Here is a 16830-nt window from a genome sequence, read left to right as displayed (position 1 = left end):
TGAGTTCATGCTCAATAGGCACTCCCACTCACTATCTTTGCTGAGCCAGGGGTGAAGCTATCGGCGGCTGCCCGATTCCTGGCTCAGTGCGGCGAGGATGGCATTGGTGAGTTCAAGCAGCGTCGAGTGATATTCGGCGGGCAAGGGCATATCGTCCATGTGCGACAGGGCATGCTCGATGCCCTGCCGGAATGACCGGGTGACCGCGGCACGCTGCGACGCCGTGAGGTGGGGCAGGGTTGCATCAAAAAACGCGCCCAGCACCATGGACCGTGCGCCTAGCATGCTGACTGTCTTCGTGTTGGTGGTCACGATCCCGGCCATCTTGCCCAGCACGTCGTCAGTATTGTTCAATTTTCCGCCCACTCAGAATACCTGCCAGTCCACCGTGTCACTGGTGTCTGTGGCGGCTGTGGTGCTCCGGTCTGCCCGTACGACTGACCTCGTCTCTGGCCTGGCCAATGGTGCGCCAAGAGCCGTGCGAATCTTCGGTGCCGGCCGGCGCGGTTCACTCCGCGGGGCAACCGCTCGTGACGCCGATGGTCCCGTTTCGCCGACTTTGAAGAACGCCACCGTTTCACGCAGGCTTTGGGCCTGCCCGGCCATCGACTGCGCCGCCGCCGAGGCCTCTTCGACCAGCGCGGCGTTCTGCTGCGTCACCTGGTCCATCTGGCTGACGGCCTGATTCACCTGCTCGATACCGGTGCTCTGCTCCTGCGAGGCCGACGAGATTTCGCCCACAATATCGGTCACGCGCCTCACCGACTCGACGATCTCGTTGATCGTGCTGCCTGCTTCCTCGACGAGCTTCGAGCCGACGTCCACCCGATCCAGCGAGCCGCTGATCAGATCCTTGATTTCCTTCGCCGCAGTGGCGCTGCGCTGGGCGAGTGTGCGGACCTCACCGGCCACGACAGCAAACCCTCGACCCTGTTCGCCCGCGCGGGCTGCCTCGACCGCCGCGTTGAGCGCGAGGATGTTGGTCTGGAAGGCGATGCCCTCGATCACGGTGATGATCTCCGACATTCGGGCTGAACTGCTGGCGATCTCATGCATTGTCGCAACGACACGCCCGACCACCTCGCCGCCGCGCTGTGCGATTTCCGAGGCCGTGCCGGCCAGCGTGGCTGCCTGCCTCGCGTTGTCCGTGTTATGGCGGACCGTGGCGGTCAACTCTTCCATGCTGGAGGCGGTCTCCTCGAGAGAGGCCGCCTGCTCTTCGGTGCGGCTCGACAGGTCCAGATTGCCCTGGGCGATCTGCGCACTCGCGCTCGCCACGCCTTCGGCGTTCTCGCGCACCTCTGACACGATGCCCAACAGGCCGTCGCGCATGGCCTTCAGCGATGCCATCAGACTGCTCGTGTCGCCGGGGCGCAGGTTGATCTTTACACGCAGATCGCCGGTTGCAACGCTCCTCGCCAGTTCGGCGGCGATCGCCGGCTCGGTGCCCAACTGCCGCGTCACGCTGCGCGTGAGCCAGACCCCGATTCCGATACCACTCAAGACAGAGAGGACGACCAGGGCGATCATCAGAGCTCTGCTTTCCTGATAGAGCATCCGGTTCGAGTCGGCACGCGCTTTCGCGCCTTTCTGCTTCAGATTCACCAATGCGTCCATCTGGTCGTCGACCTTGTTGGTCCTCGAGCGCAAATCGCCGAACAGGTAGTCGGTCAGGTCACTGCGATCCTGTAGCGAAGCAGCGCGGGCCCTGGCCTGCATCTCCCTGACGGCCTGCGCGTAATCTTGCCAGCTCTGGTCGAGCTCGGCGAAAGCAGCCCTGGCTTCGTCGGTCACTAACGTCTGTCTGGCTTTATCGAGGGCCTCACGCGTCAGTGCCAGGTTTTTTTCGCTGTCGGCGAGGAATGCGGCCCGCTGCTCGGCGCTGGTGGCCAGAATGGCGTCGCGCAGCGAACGGCTGACATACAGGAGGTCGATGTTCGCCTCCTGGGTAAGGTCGAGCCCGATCAGATTGACACGGTAGATATCGTCGCCATTGTCATTAATCTGATCCATATCGCGGATGCCGATCCCGCTGACGATGGCGCCGATGGCACACACCAGGATAAAGGCACTGATCAGTCTGGTGCCCAGTTTCATGTTGCTGAATTTCATGGTTTCACTTTTCAAGGCCAACGAGGTACTGCCGTGTCCCGCTGATCGCTGGAATTTCGTGACGATTACAGCGATGGGCAGTACGAGCTACTTCGCAATCGACGCCTCCGGTACGCGGAGATCTGTTTCGATACGATACCATACTGTATGGTATCATTTAATCGATCGCGACGGGATGTGATGGATTCAGATTACGGGCACGCTTCCTGACACTTCGACTGACCTGGCTCAAGTTCTTGTTTGATGGAGATCGTGCGGCAACTATTGGCTAGCTTGTATGGTGCAAGGCACCGCGCGTTGGACGGCCTCTCCTGGCCGAACCCTGCCTGCCGCGCTCTCAGGCGATTTTATTGCTGCGCCCAGTCTGATCGGCCGCGGCGTGATCGGGGACTAAGATGAGGCGACCCAGTTCCGAAGCAAAGCGTGAGCATCTTCTGGACATTGCGGCAGAACGCTTTCTCGCTCGAGGCTTTGCCGCTGTTAGCATCGACGAACTCGTCGCTGCCGCGGGCCAGTCGAAGACCAATGTGTATTCGTGGTTTGGTGGCAAGGAAGGCCTGTTCCTCGCTGCGGTGGACAAGCTGCTTGAGGTACTCCTTGTTCCGCTCGTTGACAATGATTTCGCGAAACTGCCTTTGGGCCATGGGTTGCACGCGCTGGCCGAAACTGTCCTGGATATCGTTCTTCGGTCAGACGCGTTGGCATTGCATCGGCTAATCGTCTCTGAGGCTCCCGCGTTTCCTGACATTGCACGGGCATGGATGAACGCTGGTCCAGAACGGACATACGCGCTTTGCGCCGACTTCATACAGACCCACCAAAAAGCGGGCCGGCTCCGCGATACGGATGCCAGGCTCGCTGCGATGTTCTTCATCGAAATGTTAACCGGCGATTTTGAGCGACGGATGCTGGTTGGCGAACGGACCAAACCGGCGCGGGCCGAACGAAAGATGCTCGTTAAGGCAGTCGCTGACCTTTTCGTACGCAGCTATGCGGCGTGAGCCGGGAACCAGCCTGGTGATGTCGTGACACCGGTTGCGGTGATAGTGGGATATGCGGCTGAAGCCAGGCACGCGGGCTTGCGCGCCGGCTATTCTCCAATCGCGTCTCACGGAGGTGCGAGACCGCGTACCAATGGCTTGACCCACCCGCTCGTCGCCGTTGCGCCGATGTCCCGTACCGGCAGGCGAACTAGCCCTTTAGAATCTCTGCCTTATCCCCACGTGCGCCGCGAACTGTTTGTTGGTTGACGATGCTCCGGTAAAGGGGCCATAAAGCGCTGCGTTCGCGCCACCGGAGGCCACTTCATAGCTCATTTCAAAGTAAACATCGGTACGCTTGGACAGAGAATAATCTGCCGCCGCATTGAGCTGGTTGTACTGCGGCCGGATTGCACCATACCGCACACTTCCTTTCGTGAAGGTATCGCCCAAGCCAAGAAGCACTGCGGGGGTGACTCTGTAGTTAAACCAGACCTCGTAATTCTGAAATAATGCGGAAGCCGTGGTTCCCTGTATGTCGGCGAACACAGTGTGGCTGTAGTTCAAACCCACCGTCGCTGGCCCTATCTGGTATGTACCACCGACACCAAACATCTCCTTGTTCGACGGGCTCGTGGTCGCTCCATTTCCGAGGTACGAGAATGCTCCCCCAAAGGTCCATGCTCCGTCTGGGAATTGCTGCACGGGGTCGCTGGAATGATCGTAGGCGGCGCCGAGATAGAGGGGCCCACGGGTATAGCTAACCCCCGCGATAAGGGTACTGAGCTTGCCAAACTCACCTGCCACGCCGCCCAATGCATAGAGTGCTCCAAATCGGAAGCCACCATAGTTGACGCTGGCATATTTAATCGCGTTGCTCTGTCGATAAGTGTCCATTGCGTTGTCGATGTCGCCGGCGTGGGAGAAGAATGGGCCCCACGTACTAGCGAATACGGTCGGCTGGTAGAAATCCGCGACTGAATCATATTGCCGGCACAACGTTATCGAACCCCAAGTCTTGCTGTTCAGGCCGACCCACGCCGACCGTCCAAACTCCCCACCACCGGCCCGGTTTAATCCGGTGTAGGGACTGAAACCATTCTCCAGCCGGAAAGTCGTGCTTATCCCGCCACCGAGGTCTTCCGAACCGAGCAGCCCCCAGCGGCTTGCCCCTTCGACAAAAGCAGGAAATCGGCGCGCGAACTACAACTGGCCTGCTACATGATTAGCAACATCCTCTCAAGATCGCCCGGCTTTTCATCGATCGATGAACTCAGGACGAAGCTTGATAGAAGAATGTCGATTTTCACGAGCGTCTCGAAGGTGATGTAAGGGTTGCTTGCCTGCAAGCAGGGCCTAGCCGCGCCCCACAAATGGCATGTTGCTGGCCATAACCGTCATGTTCAGAACGTTGGTGCTCAAGGGCAGATTGGCGATGTAACGTACCGCTTCCGCAACGTGTTTCACATCGAACATGGGTTCTGCTGCCATCGTTCCATTTGCCTGGCGTACGCCGCGCGTCATGCGTTCGGACAGTTCCGTCAGCGCATTGCCAATGTCGATCTGACTGCAGACGATGTTGAACTCGCGGCCATCGAGCGCGATACTTTTCGTGAGACCAAGCACTGCGTGCTTGCTAGCGGTGTAGGGCGAAGTGAAGGGGCGTGGCGCATGTGCCGAAATCGACCCGTTGTTGATAATGCGGCCCCCTTGCGGCGATTGCCTTCTCATCAATCCGAAAGCTCCACGCGCGCAGAGGAAAACACCGGTCACGTTGGTATTGATGAGATTTGTCCAGGTCTCAACGGGTAGTTCATCCATCGGCACAGCGGGCGCATTGACGCCGGCATTGTTGAACAGAACGTCGAGTCTGCCGTAGGTGCGCTCGATGGTGTCGAAAAGGGCATCCACACTGGCTGCGTCACGAACGTCGGTCACCACTGCAAGGGCTTCCTGGCCCGCGGCTTTTGCGGTCTCGACGAGCTCAGCGAGCGGCTCGGCGCGGCGGCCCGCAAGCACTACGCAGAAGCCGTCCGCGAGCAGCGCCGTCGCCGTGGCTCGGCCAATCCCGCTGCCTGCGCCGGTAACGAGCGCGATCCTTTTGGTGCTTGCTTCAGTCATGGTCTTTATCTCCGGGAATTAGATTGATAGGTGCATTGCGGCAGGCCTCAAGGATAGGCAATAAACCCTGACGCAACCTGGACGCAACGACGTACGTCCTGGACAGATCAACGCAAGTTGAAAACTGTGCACCTGGATGCTTTCAATCGGCGTCCGAGCGGCTATGTACGGCAGAGCTCGAGTCTGATCGCGCGGCATTCGACCTTGGAGTCTCCCTTCATCAGGCAGAGAGCAAAGCCGCATACAGATAGCCTATAAATCGCAACTAACCGTCGGCCGCCCCTGGCGCCCACCCCCAACGGCAGCGCGCCGGCGCGCAGTCTTCAGGCGGACGTCTCCTGCCGCGCGCAAAACCTTACGCTGCTCAACGGCACGCTGCCGGCTGATGCGCACGACAGCTGTCTGCGTGGCAGACGAGAGTCCAGGCGAGTGCCAACCTTATAGAGCGGGCGTTGGGCGCCACATAGGCGCAGCCGTATGCGATATCACCCATTCACTGCGCCAGGCGTTTCGCCGAAGCGGGACATGCCCGCGAGCGGGCCCGTTTCTGTCGATTCGACCAGGTAGTCGAGGAAGGTCCGCACAGAGGGTGACGTGCGCCGTGCGCGTTCGAAGAGCACATTCACCGGCGCAGGCATTGTCTCGTAATCCTCAAGGATAGGCCGCAGCCGCCCGCGCGCGATCTCGTCCGCCACTTGCCACGACGGGGCGCGCATGATGCCCGCACCGTCGATCGCCGCGGCCGCGAGCACGTCGAGCGCGTTGGCCCAGAGGCGACCTGTAATGCGGACGGAATGACGCGTGCCCGCGGACTTGAAACGCCAATCGACGGGCCCAGGCTGGTCGGAGAAAACGAGGCAGTCGTGCTGGCGCAGCTCGTCAGGCGAGCAAGGCGTGCCGCGGCGCTCGATATAAGACGGCGCGGCGCAAACGATCATGCGCACGTCACCGAGCTTGCGTGCCACGAGCGCTGAATCGGGCAGGCGGCCCACGCGAATCGCGAGGTGGATGTCCTCCTCGACGAGATTCACCGCGCGGTCGATCAGCAGCAGCTCGATCGAAACCGCGGTGTGACGCGCAAGGAAGCAGGGCAAGAGCGGCGCGACGACGGTTCGGCCGAGCAGCGTGGGCGCAGCCATGCGCAAACGGCCCGTCGGCTCGCTGCGACCCGCGCTGAGCAACGTGCCCACTTCGTCCAGCTCCGCGAGGATCGACTTCGCGCGCTCAAAAAAGAGGCGCCCCTCGTTTGTCAGCGCAATGTGCCGTGTCGTGCGCCGCAGCAGCTGCATGCCAAATTGTTTCTCGAGCGCCGACAAATGGCGGCTCACCGAAGTCAGCGACATCGGAATCGCACGTGCGGCGGCAGACAGACTGCCGGCTTCCACCACGCGGACAAACACGTTCATCGCGTCGAACTTGACGGCGGCCGTCGTCGCGCTCGTCGCGATGGCGGCGGCGCCCACACTGCCTTGGGGCGTGGCGGCGAGCTTTGCCACGGGCATGGCGAGTGTGGCACCGCAACTGCTCACGCCTTATGCGGCGCAGATTGCAGGGCCCCAAGGCCGCGGCAAGGCCGTCGGAATCGTGATGTTCGGCCTGCTTTGCGGCATCCTGGTCTCTCGCACGATATCGGGCACGATCGCCGCGCATTTCGGCTGGCGCGCCGTCTACGCCTTCGCGGCAGTCGCGATGGTGGCCGTTGCCGCCATGCTTGCGCGCGTGCTGCCACGCGTGGAGCCGACCTTCTCGGGCAGCTATGGCGCACTGATGCGTTCGCTGTTTGCGTTGCTGCGCGAGGAGCCCGTCGTACGGCAGACCGCTTTGATCGCGGCGTTGCAATTCGCCGCATTCAGCGCCTTCTGGACGACGCTCGCGTTTCAGTTGCACGGCCTCGATGCCCGTTACGGTAGCGAGACGACGGGATTGTTCGGGCTCGTCGGTGTCGCCGGCGCGAGTGCGTCCTATGCCGTGGGAAAGCTGACCGATGTGCGCGATCCGCGTCGTGTCATCCCCGCCGCCAGCATCGTCTTCATCGCCTCTTACGCGCTGCTTGCGTGGCAAGGCGCGAGCATCGGCGGGCTCATCGCCGGCGTGATCCTGCTCGACCTCGGCTTGCAAAGCGCGCATGTCTCGAACATGGCGCGCAACCTGGCGGTGCGCAGCACTGCGATGAGCCGCGCTAACACGCTTTATATGACGCTCCGCTTCGCCGGCGGAGCGATCGGCGCGACGACGCGGCACCCGAGGAGCGGGCGCCGGTCGACGGCTGGCATAACGGTCTGAAGCTGGGCTGGCTGGGCCGCGTGCTAACTGCTGGCGGCGGGGCTGGCGGTGTCGCTGGCGATGCGCGTCTGACCGGCGAGACCGTCGATCAGCACTTGATGGTGTCCGCGCGAGCACTGCTCGATCCGCGCTTGCACCCCAAAGACTTTCGCGAGATTCGCCGGCGTGACGACTTCGGCGGGTGGTCCGAAGCGCACGATGCGTCCTTCGTGCAGCAACATCGCGCGCTCGCATGCGCGCATCGCGGCGTTGATGTCATGCAGTACCACGATGGTCACGATGTCGCGTTCGCGCGTGACGTCGTGCAGCACGCGCATGACGTGAAACTGATGGTTGAGATCGAGCGCCGAAAGGGGTTCGTCGAGTAGCAGCACCTGGGGGTCGCGCACCAGTGCCTGGGCGATACCGACGAGCTGGCGCTGGCCTCCCGACAACTCGTCGAGTGAACGCGTGGCAAGCTCGTCGATGCCGAGCCTTTGCAGCACGGCATGCGCATACGTGACGTCGTCGTGCCCAGCGGTCCGCGGGAGCTGGAACGACTGCCGCCGTGTGGCGCGGCATGCGACCAGCACGGACTCGAGCACTTGCAGCCGCACGCCCGCCGGGAGCGCCTGAGGCAGATACACGACGCTATGCGAGCGGGCATTGGCCGCCGACAACGCAAGCGGCTCGCCGTCAAGTGAAAGCGTTCCGGCGCTCGCACGCGTGAGCCCGGCGAGCGCGCGCAGCAAGGTGGACTTGCCGCTGCCGTTCGGCCCCAACAGTGCCGTAATCTTGCCGCGCGGCAATGGCCCGGCCTCGAGCGCGGCGAGCACTTGTCTACGCCCATACCCGACGCTCAGTGCGTGAATACCGAGGCCGCTCATCCCAGTTCCCCCTGCGAGCGCACGACAATGCCGAGAAAGAGTGGAATGCCGACCAGCGCCGTTACGATGCCGACCGGTATCAGCACACCAGGAATGATCAGCTTCGAGGCAATGGATGCGAGCGACAGCATCAGCGCGCCAAACAACATGCTGCCGGGCAGATAGAAGCGGTGATCTTCGCCGAAGACCGAGCGCGCGATATGCGGCGCGATCAGCCCAATAAACCCGATCGTCCCGACAAACGAGACCGCCAGCGCCGACAGCACCGACACGCGCAGCAGCGTACCCAGCCGGAGCCGCCGCACGTCGATGCCGAAACTGGCAGCACGATCTTCCCCTAGCCGCAGCGCGGTGAGCCGCCAGGCGTTGCGCATCGACATGGGCAGCGCAAGCGCGAGGGCGAGCCCGAGGACGCCGATTTTCGGCCAGTCGGCGCGCACGAGCGAGCCGAGGGTCCAGAACACGAGGCCTTGCAGCGCATCGGCGGAAGCGATGAACTGCATCAGCGCAACCAGCGCGTGGAAGGCGAACACCAGAGCGATGCCCATGAGCACGACGCCAGCCGTGCTCATGCCGCGCCAGCGCGCGACGGCATCGAGCAGCAGCGCCGACAGCAGCGCGAATACAAAGGCGTTGGCTGACACGATCCAGGTCTGCGAAACGCCGGGAATCGCGACATCCAGCACGATTGCCAGCGACGCGCCGAACGCCGCCGCCGCCGACACCCCGAGCGTATAAGGGCTGGCGAGCGGATTGTTGAGCACGGTCTGCATCTCGGCCCCGGACAGGCCAAGCGATGCGCCCACCAGCACCGCCATGACTGCGTACGGCAGGCGGATCTGCCAGACGATGACACTGGTCGCCGGATCGGCTGAGGCGCGATGAAGTACTGTGCGCAGCAGCGTGTCGAACGGCAGCCCCGACGGCCCCGAGCGGAGGTCGAACAGTAGCGAGGCCGCGATCAGCGCCGCCACGACGATAAGCGCGACGACGCGCCGCTGCGTGAGCTGCCGGTAGCGGAGCACGCTGCCGTCGTGCAGAGTTGCGTGATTCTGAAGTGTGGACATCGTGAGGACGCTCAGTGCGCTACGAGCGGTGTGTCAACCCAATAGGCGCCATCCGGTGGCACGGCGAGGAAACGGCGATACAGCTCGTCCTGGGTCGCTTGCACGTTGAGGTCCTTGAACTGCTGTGGATAGAACCACTTCGCGAAGGCTTCGATGGCCACGATGTTGTACGGCGAATCGTAGTAGTTGTGCGAGATGCCGTGCACGCGGCCGTCGTGGATCGCCTTGATGGTGTCAAAACCAGGCCGCGCGACAAGGGCGGCCAGACTCGCCTGTGCATCCTGCTCGCTCGTCAGCGCACCGACATGCAACGCAGCGAGTCCCGGTTTCGTACGGCTGCCGGTTGCGATATAAACGTCCGGGCGCGACGCGATGATCTGCTCCATGCTGACGTCGCCGAGCACACCGGGAACGAGACCCGCCGCGATATTGCGCCCGCCCGCCGCCGTGATGAACTCGCCGAAGTTGCCGTTGCCAGCCGTGTGACAGCAGCCTGCGTCCCATGCGCCCGCCAGCAGGTCGATGAAGACCTTCGGCCGCTGGTTCTGCGGAATCTGGTTCACGACGCTCTGCACGTGCGCCAGATGCTGCTGGTAGAAGCGGATGTAGTCGTCGGCTTGCTTCTCACGATGCAGCACCGTGCCCAACAGCTTGATACTGCGCAACGTGTTTTGCATCGGATGCAGACGGAAGTCGACGAAAACGACCGTTGTACCGGTCGATTCCAGTTGCTTCACGAGCGCGTTGTATTGGCCTGGACCATGGCCGCCCAGGCTGAAAATTGCCAGATCGGGCTTGAGGCTCAGTGCCTTTTCGGCGCTGATGCTGTCTTCAGTGGCCTTGCCGATTAGCGGGATCTGTTTGATCTCCGGAAACTTCTTCGCGTAGGCGTCGAAGGTTTGCGGGTCCATGGTCGGCAGATCGCCTTGCCAGCCAACGATGCGTGCCAGCGGATGCTGACCTTCAAGCAGGGCCACCGCCGTGAGCAGCCGGCTTTCACCCAGCAGGATGCGGTGCGGCTCGGCAGGAATTGCGACGGTGCGGCCTGCGAGGTCGGTGACCGTCTGCGGCGCCTGCGTGGCTGGCGCCTGCGTGGCGGCACACGCGCTGGCGCTCGTGACGACCGCGCCAAAGGTGAGCGCGACGCAGGCCGTCAATGCGCCAGCCGCAAGCGTCAAGGGCCGGCGAGCCCGAGAAAAGCGGAGAATCGACATGATATAGTTCTGAATGAGAATGATTGCCATTTGCGGGTCTTACTTTAGCGGCGCGATGTAATGGCAATGTGTTGAAACACCGCTGTTTTGTAATGGAATGTGTTGGGCGTGGCGCAGCTCTGCATGGGCCACGCAAACACTCGCTCAACGCAGCCCGTGCCGCGCGAAAAGGCTTTTACGATGGACCACATACTCGTCGTCGACGACGATCCCAACATCCGCCAGTTGCTGCGCGACTATCTGCACGACATGGGCTATGCGGCGAGCGCCGCTGAAAACGGCGCACAGATGAAGCAGATCATCAATAAGTCGCGCGTGGATCTGCTGGTGCTCGACCTGATGCTGAACGGGGAGGATGGTCTCGACATCACGCGCGAACTGCGTCGCGAGCACAGCTTGCCGATCATCATCCTGAGCGCGCGCGGCGGTCTGCTCGACCGGATCCTCGGCCTCGAGATGGGCGCGGACGACTATCTGCCGAAGCCTTTCGACCCACGCGAACTCATCGCGAAGATCAAGGTGGTCCTGAGGCGCACCCGCAGCGTGCCCGGAGTGCGTCCGGCCGATTCGCTCGAGTTCGTGAGCTTTGCCGGTTGGAGGCTCGATACGCGCATGAAGCAGATGCTGTCGCCCGCCGGCGTGATCGTCTCGCTCGGCGGCTCCGACTATCGCACGCTGCGCGCGCTGCTGGATCATCCGAACCGGCCGCTGTCGCGCGAGTTCCTGCTCGACCAGGTATTCGGCAAGGAGCGCACGCCGCTCGACCGCTCGATCGACGTTTGCGTGAGCCGTCTGCGGCACTATCTGAAAGACGAGGCGCGTGGCGCCAGGCTGATTCGCACCGTGCGCAACGAGGGCTACATGCTGGTTGCCGACGTCGCCTACGGAGCGTGAGGCGCGACCAGCGATGAAACTGCGCCTATGGCCCGACACGCTGTATGGGCGGCTTGTCCTGATTCTGGTGGTCGGCATGTTTGCCGGGCAACTTTTGACGAGCACCATCTGGTTCGAGACCCACGACAGCCGGACACTTGAAATTCCCGCGCGTCTCTTTGCGAGCCGTCTTGCCGATACCGTGCGGCTGCTTCAGCATGCACCCGATGACGCCATGCGCCGTCGAATTGCCACGCAGCTAGGCGATGCGCGCTACCGGTTGCAGTGGATCGATGCGCCGGCCTCGGCGCCCGCTGGATCGGTCGCGAGGCAAGCAGTCGGCGATCTGATCTCCGGTGTGTTGCGCCGCCGTCTTGGCGAGCCGATCGAAGTGCGGCTAATCGACGCTGAGCTGCGCGGCGACGCGGGCCAGCACACGGGCATCCTCAGCCTGTTCGACTCGCGTATGCCGACGGGCGATTTCCATGTGCAGATGAAACTGCCGCAGGGTGAGTGGCTCGATGTGCAGGCCAACGAGGGCCAGGCGGGTATGCAGACCGAGCCGCACGCGCTTGTGCTCGACTATCTCACGCGGATCTATCTGCTTCGCCTCGCGGCCGTGCTGCTGTTGGCGCTGGTGGCGGTGCGCTTTGCGGTGCGTCCGCTGCGGCAGCTCGCGAAGGCCGCGGACGCGCTTGGCCGCAATATCTATCGGCCCCCGCTGTCGATCAGCGGCCCTCTGGAAGTGCGCACCGCGGCGCAGTCGTTCAATGCAATGCAGACCCAGTTGATCGATGGCATCAGCGCCCGCACGCGCTTTCTAACGGCGGTTTCACATGATCTGCGCTCGCCGCTCACGCGTTTGCGGCTGCGCGCCGAAATGCTGCCTGATCCGGCATGGCGGGAATCCATGCGTGGCGATCTCGAAGACATGGAAGCCATGGTGCGCGCGACGCTGGACGCGGTTCAAGGCGTCGAGATCACCGAGCAGCGTCATGAGATCGATATCGACTCGATGCTCGAAGGGCTGGCTGAGGACGCGCGTGAGGCGGGTCATGGGGTGGATGTCGAGGGGCGCGCGTTGCATCCATTGAGTGGGTATCCGCGCAATCTCAAACGCTGTTTGCAGAACCTCGTGGATAACGGGATTCACTACGGCGATCGGGTCAAGATCCGGGTGACGGATCTGGGGCACGCTGTGCAAATCGTCGTGAGCGATAGCGGCCCTGGTATTCCCGACGAGACCATGCTTGAGAGGGTGTTCGAAGCCTACTTCAGGCTCGATGCGTCAAAAGACGGGAAAAACCAGGGTACAGGTTTGGGGCTGACCATTGCGCGGAGCATTGCTGCCGCGCATGGCGGAACCCTCACGCTGAGGAATCGCGCGGACAGGGGGCTGGACGCGGTGCTCACTTTGAATCGGGACGACTAGGCGGGCGGGGACTCTGGTACCGGGACCACGCTACGCATCGACGCAATGCCTCATGCCTTCTGACATACGATTTGATGGGCCGATGCGCTGCGAGTAGAGAACGCGTGTGCGCAACCTGCGAGAAAGACGCGCCAGGTCCTGTATTTGGTCTCGCCGACAGTCTGACGAATGCGCTCGGTGTGTTGCTCATAGCGCTCCGCCCAGCATCTCAGTGTCGTGGCGCAGTATCGTCCAAGATTTTGCACGTCGATGGCCTTCAATCCGCTCTCCTGCAATGCGCGAGTCACCATCGAGATGTGAGAATGCTCACCGGACGGAAACATGAATCCGCCGAGGAATTCGCTTCCTGACGTCGGTGTGTCGCCCTTGTCGGAGTCAGAGTGCGTGAAGCGATGGTCTATCAGTATGCCGTCGTCTGCAAGGAGGCCGTGGACCTTGGAGAAGTATGATGGGAGGGAGTCTCGTCCTATGTGCTCAAACATTCCGACACTCGTTATCCGCTCAAACGTCCCACGGACATCGCGATAGTCAGCGAGCCTGATTTCGACCTTATCGCTCAAGCCTGCCGCTCGAACCCTTTCGGTTGCGAGCTGGTATTGATTTTCCGAGAGCGTGACACCGACGCATCTTGCTCCATAAGTCGCAGCAGCGCGCATGACTAACGCTCCCCAGCCACATCCAATGTCCAGGAGTTTCTGGCCGGGTTGAATGTCCATTTCGCTGAGAACGCGATCGATCTTCTTGAGTTGAGCTTCATCGAGCGTTTCATTGCCGCTCTCGAAGTAGCCGCACGACAAAACCATCCTTTCATCCAGCCAGAGTTTGTAGAAGTCGTTGGAGACGTCATGATAATAGCGGCTGGATGTTTTATCTCCTTGCCGGCTGTGATTAGTCCGACTTGCGGGTTTGGAACGTGCCGACATGCGATAGACCGCGTCGACGACTTCTTCGAGCTTTCCGTCCACATCGATGCGCTCTGTGATGTACGCCTCAGTGAGCGAGTCCACATTCGAATTGAAAAGCAGCGGAAAGGCTGACGGGTCGCGAACATGAACGCGTACGACCGGGCTTTCAAACACTCCAAGGTCAAAACGTTTTCCGTTCCAAAGGCTCAATTGGATTGGAAGATTGTGGCCACGGCGAATACCGGCTACCCAGGTTTCTATTCCCAGGTTCATTAACTGATTCAACATTTCTCCTTCCTTCGGTTCCATGTCGTTGATATTCCACTTTCCTCCGGCCGAGTACCCCTTAGTCGCTGGCGTGAACGCCACCGGCTTGTTTCATCAAAGTCTGTTTGTCCGGCAACTGAAGAGTTTGCACAGCACGGACTTTCTCCAGTGTTTTGACGCGGTGTTCGTTGTGGCCCGGACCGTTATGCGCCGAGCCACGGGTCGTCTAGTGATGAACGGGGACGACCTTGCCGCGGAACAGGTGGTACTGGTACAGGTTGTAGCCAATCATGATTGGAAAGACGGTGCCAATTCCAAACAGCATGAAGGTGAGTGTCGAACTATCAGAGGCTGCCGACGCCACACTCAGTTGGCCCGGAACAATATACGGGAAGAGACTGATCGCCAGACCCGAAAAGGACGCAATAAACAGGATCGCGGAGCCGGCAAAAGGACCGTGTTCGCTGCCCATATGAACCGAGTACAGGATGTAGCAGACGGCCAAGGCCGCGAGTACGGCGAGTCCAATCAGAATGTTTAACACCCCATGCTGGTCCCAGCGGCTGACGCCGACCGGGCTGATCACCAGGGTTCCCGCAGAGACGATGATCGCGGCGGTCACGGTTGTGAAGACGGACGTAATGGAATAGCGCCGTGCTGTCTGTTCCAGGCTGCCGGTAGTCTTCTTCACGAGCCAGGTTGCACCGAGCAACGCGTACCCAGACACCACGCCAATTGCGGTGACCACGACGAAGAGCATGTGCAGATGACCGGGAAGCAGACCGGTGAGAATCTTCCCGAGGATCACGCCTTGGCAAATTGCCGCGAGCAGGCTGCCCACACCGAAGATACGGTCCCAGACGGGCTTGCTGCCCGTCGCGGCGTGCCGGAACTCGATGGCGGCGCCACGCATGATCATGCTCGCGATCAGCACCATGATAGGAACGTACAGATCGGACAATATCATTGCGTACGCGGACGGGAACGCGCCGAATAACGCACCTCCGAGTGCGACAAGCCATGTTTCGTTGGCGTCCCAGACATGGCCGATCGATTGAATCATGAGATTGCGTTCGGACTCTCTGGGGCGAAACAACGTGAGGATGCCGACGCCGAGGTCAAAGCCGTCGGTGATGACGTAAAGCACGAGCATCAAGCCTATTATGCCGAACCATGCGTGACTTAATAAACTCTCGGTAGAAGCTGGATTCATTGGAGTACCTATCTGGGTGAATTTAAGCGAGTGCGGCGCGAGTCCTAGTATTCAACCGAGGCGTGAGATGCAGCCCGCGGAGTCGTCTCAACCGGCGGCATCAACGTGAGGTCCGGGCCTTTCTTCAACCAGCGGCGCGCAAAGATAAAGAACGACGTGATCAGAATGGCGTAGAACGTGGCAAACATGATCATGCTGCCGCTGATTGCGGTTGCCGAAATGTTGGAAGCAGCCTGTTCCGTGCGAAGCAGGCCGTAGACGACCCACGGTTGACGACCCACTTCGCGGACGATCCAGCCGCATTCAACCGCGATATACGGCATCGGAATGGCGAGGACCCATGCGAGCAGCAATTTGCGTTGGGCCAGCAGCGCGTCGAGGTGGCCACGTGCCTTGCGCATTGCGAAGACGGTCCAGAAAGCCAGCACCATGAAGAGGAAACCGATTCCCGCCATGACGCGGAACGCGTAATACAGCAAGGGAATCATCGGAGGTTGATCAGCAACCGGGATGTCGGCAAGGCCCTTCACCTGACCGTGCAGCGTGTGCGTGCCGAGGACACTGAGGAGTCCAGGAACTTCGAGAGACCAGTCATTGGTTTGCCTGGCTTTGTCCGGCCATGCGAGCAAGGACCAGGATGCACCGGTACCCGGCGCATTGGTCTGCCAGTGGCCTTCGATAGCTGCGCCTTTGGCCGGTTGCGTTGCAAAGACATCGACCCCGCTTGAATCGCCTAGCCAGATCTGGACCGGGGCGACGAACGCAAGGCACACCAGTGCGACTTTGAAAGAACGGACGAAGAATTCAGGGTTGCGGCGCTTCAGGAGACAGTAGGCAGAAATGCCGGTGATCACGACCAGTCCGGTTTCGAGCGCCGCGAACCACATATGCGAAGCGCCCCACACCATGTCGGGATTGAAGATCGCCTTGGCGTAGTCGGTGACCACCAGTTTGCCGTTGAGCACTTCCACACCGGCGGGGGTCTGCATCCAGGAGTTTGCGACCATGATCCAGAACGCCGAGAGGGTTGAACCCAGAGCGACCATGCTGGTAGCAAACAGATGGACACCCTTGGGCACACGTTCCCAGCCGAGCATCATGATGCCGACGAAGCCTGCTTCGAGCATGAACGCCATTGCGCCCTCGAAGCCGAGGATGTTGCCGAAGAATTGTCCGGTGTATTCGGAAAAGGGTCCCCAGTTGGTACCGAACTGGAATTCCATTGGGATGCCGCTCACCACGCCCACGGCGAAATTGAGAACGAGAAGCTTGCTCCAGAAACGTGCGTGGCGATACCAGACCACTTCGTTGGTTCGAACCCAGAGGGATTCAACCACCAGCAAAAATGCCGACAGGCTGATGGTGAGAATCGGCCACAGAATGTGGAATATGGCCGTCATTGCAAACTGGCCTCGCGCCAGATGTAAAGCTTCTACAGGCATTTCGGTCACCAAAAAAGCGAATTGAAAGGCAGGCGCGCCAGGCGGCGCGCGGCTG

The 16830-nt window shown here is 61.2% G+C and carries 14 protein-coding genes and 1 pseudogene; 4 read left to right on the top strand and 11 right to left on the bottom strand.

Annotation, left to right across the window (positions count from 1 at the left end; genetic code table 11):
• Positions 1 to 57: 57 nt before the first annotated feature.
• Both PQR53_RS25420 and PQR53_RS25415 read right to left on the bottom strand, forming a co-directional pair.
• Positions 58 to 366: a hypothetical protein gene (locus tag PQR53_RS25420; protein ID WP_408460075.1), complete on the bottom strand. Its 309-nt coding sequence runs from the start codon at positions 364 to 366 to the stop codon at positions 58 to 60.
• Entirely contained in the window at positions 367 to 2112 is a 1746-nt protein-coding gene (locus tag PQR53_RS25415; protein ID WP_408460072.1) for a methyl-accepting chemotaxis protein, read from the bottom strand.
• 395 nt (positions 2113 to 2507) lie between these two features.
• On the opposite strand from PQR53_RS25415, the gene PQR53_RS25410 reads away from it, so the two are divergent.
• The gene (locus tag PQR53_RS25410) at positions 2508 to 3113 is read left to right on the top strand and encodes a TetR/AcrR family transcriptional regulator (RefSeq protein WP_408460069.1); all 606 of its coding nucleotides are present in this window, start codon (positions 2508 to 2510) and stop codon (positions 3111 to 3113) included.
• Between the two features lie 198 nt (positions 3114 to 3311).
• Here PQR53_RS25410 and PQR53_RS25405 read toward each other — a convergent pair.
• From PQR53_RS25405 to PQR53_RS25395, 3 genes and pseudogenes are all read right to left on the bottom strand, one after another.
• Positions 3312 to 4253: pseudogene (locus tag PQR53_RS25405) on the bottom strand (porin); the annotation flags it as partial.
• 195 nt (positions 4254 to 4448) lie between these two features.
• The gene (locus PQR53_RS25400; protein ID WP_408460066.1) at positions 4449 to 5213 is read right to left on the bottom strand and encodes an SDR family oxidoreductase; all 765 of its coding nucleotides are present in this window, start codon (positions 5211 to 5213) and stop codon (positions 4449 to 4451) included.
• A gap of 485 nt (positions 5214 to 5698) precedes the next feature.
• Positions 5699 to 6715 (bottom strand): LysR family transcriptional regulator, encoded by a 1017-nt coding sequence (locus PQR53_RS25395; RefSeq protein ID WP_408460063.1) that lies wholly within the window; start codon positions 6713 to 6715, stop codon positions 5699 to 5701.
• On the opposite strand from PQR53_RS25395, the gene PQR53_RS25390 reads away from it, so the two are divergent.
• Positions 6660 to 7496, top strand: coding sequence for an MFS transporter (locus PQR53_RS25390; RefSeq protein ID WP_408460060.1), 837 nt, complete (start codon positions 6660 to 6662; stop codon positions 7494 to 7496). The two genes, PQR53_RS25395 and PQR53_RS25390, sit on opposite strands and share 56 nt — an antisense overlap.
• Before the next feature lie 23 nt (positions 7497 to 7519).
• Here the strand turns inward: PQR53_RS25390 and PQR53_RS25385 are convergent, their stop codons facing one another.
• The 3 genes from PQR53_RS25385 to PQR53_RS25375 are packed head-to-tail and all read right to left on the bottom strand — an operon-like array spanning position 7520 to position 10643.
• Positions 7520 to 8362, bottom strand: coding sequence for an ABC transporter ATP-binding protein (locus PQR53_RS25385; RefSeq protein WP_408460057.1), 843 nt, complete (start codon positions 8360 to 8362; stop codon positions 7520 to 7522).
• Positions 8359 to 9429 (bottom strand): FecCD family ABC transporter permease, encoded by a 1071-nt coding sequence (locus PQR53_RS25380; RefSeq protein WP_408460054.1) that lies wholly within the window; start codon positions 9427 to 9429, stop codon positions 8359 to 8361. Before PQR53_RS25380 ends, PQR53_RS25385 begins: the two co-directional genes overlap by 4 nt.
• Positions 9430 to 9440: 11 nt before the next feature.
• Positions 9441 to 10643, bottom strand: a complete 1203-nt coding sequence (locus PQR53_RS25375) for an ABC transporter substrate-binding protein (RefSeq protein WP_408460322.1) — start codon at positions 10641 to 10643, stop codon at positions 9441 to 9443.
• A 180-nt stretch (positions 10644 to 10823) separates the two neighbouring features.
• On the opposite strand from PQR53_RS25375, the gene PQR53_RS25370 reads away from it, so the two are divergent.
• Complete coding sequence (locus PQR53_RS25370; protein WP_408460052.1) at positions 10824 to 11537, top strand: response regulator; 714 nt, start codon at positions 10824 to 10826, stop codon at positions 11535 to 11537.
• A 13-nt stretch (positions 11538 to 11550) separates the two neighbouring features.
• Positions 11551 to 12948: an ATP-binding protein gene (locus PQR53_RS25365; RefSeq protein ID WP_408460049.1), complete on the top strand. Its 1398-nt coding sequence runs from the start codon at positions 11551 to 11553 to the stop codon at positions 12946 to 12948.
• Positions 12949 to 12998: 50 nt separating this feature from the next.
• Here PQR53_RS25365 and PQR53_RS25360 read toward each other — a convergent pair whose 3' ends face one another.
• From PQR53_RS25360 to PQR53_RS25350, 3 genes are all read right to left on the bottom strand, one after another.
• Positions 12999 to 14162, bottom strand: coding sequence for a class I SAM-dependent methyltransferase (locus PQR53_RS25360; protein WP_408460046.1), 1164 nt, complete (start codon positions 14160 to 14162; stop codon positions 12999 to 13001).
• A 184-nt stretch (positions 14163 to 14346) separates the two neighbouring features.
• The gene (gene cydB, locus PQR53_RS25355; protein WP_408460043.1) at positions 14347 to 15333 is read right to left on the bottom strand and encodes a cytochrome d ubiquinol oxidase subunit II; all 987 of its coding nucleotides are present in this window, start codon (positions 15331 to 15333) and stop codon (positions 14347 to 14349) included.
• 44 nt (positions 15334 to 15377) lie between these two features.
• Positions 15378 to 16775: a cytochrome ubiquinol oxidase subunit I gene (locus tag PQR53_RS25350; RefSeq protein ID WP_408460040.1), complete on the bottom strand. Its 1398-nt coding sequence runs from the start codon at positions 16773 to 16775 to the stop codon at positions 15378 to 15380.
• Positions 16776 to 16830: the final 55 nt, after the last annotated feature.

It is taken from the genome of Paraburkholderia fungorum (assembly GCF_046027605.1).
Classification (GTDB): domain Bacteria; phylum Pseudomonadota; class Gammaproteobacteria; order Burkholderiales; family Burkholderiaceae; genus Paraburkholderia; species Paraburkholderia fungorum_F.
The sequence above is the reverse complement of the archived record's forward strand: the minus strand, read 5'-3'. Positions and strand labels throughout refer to the sequence as shown.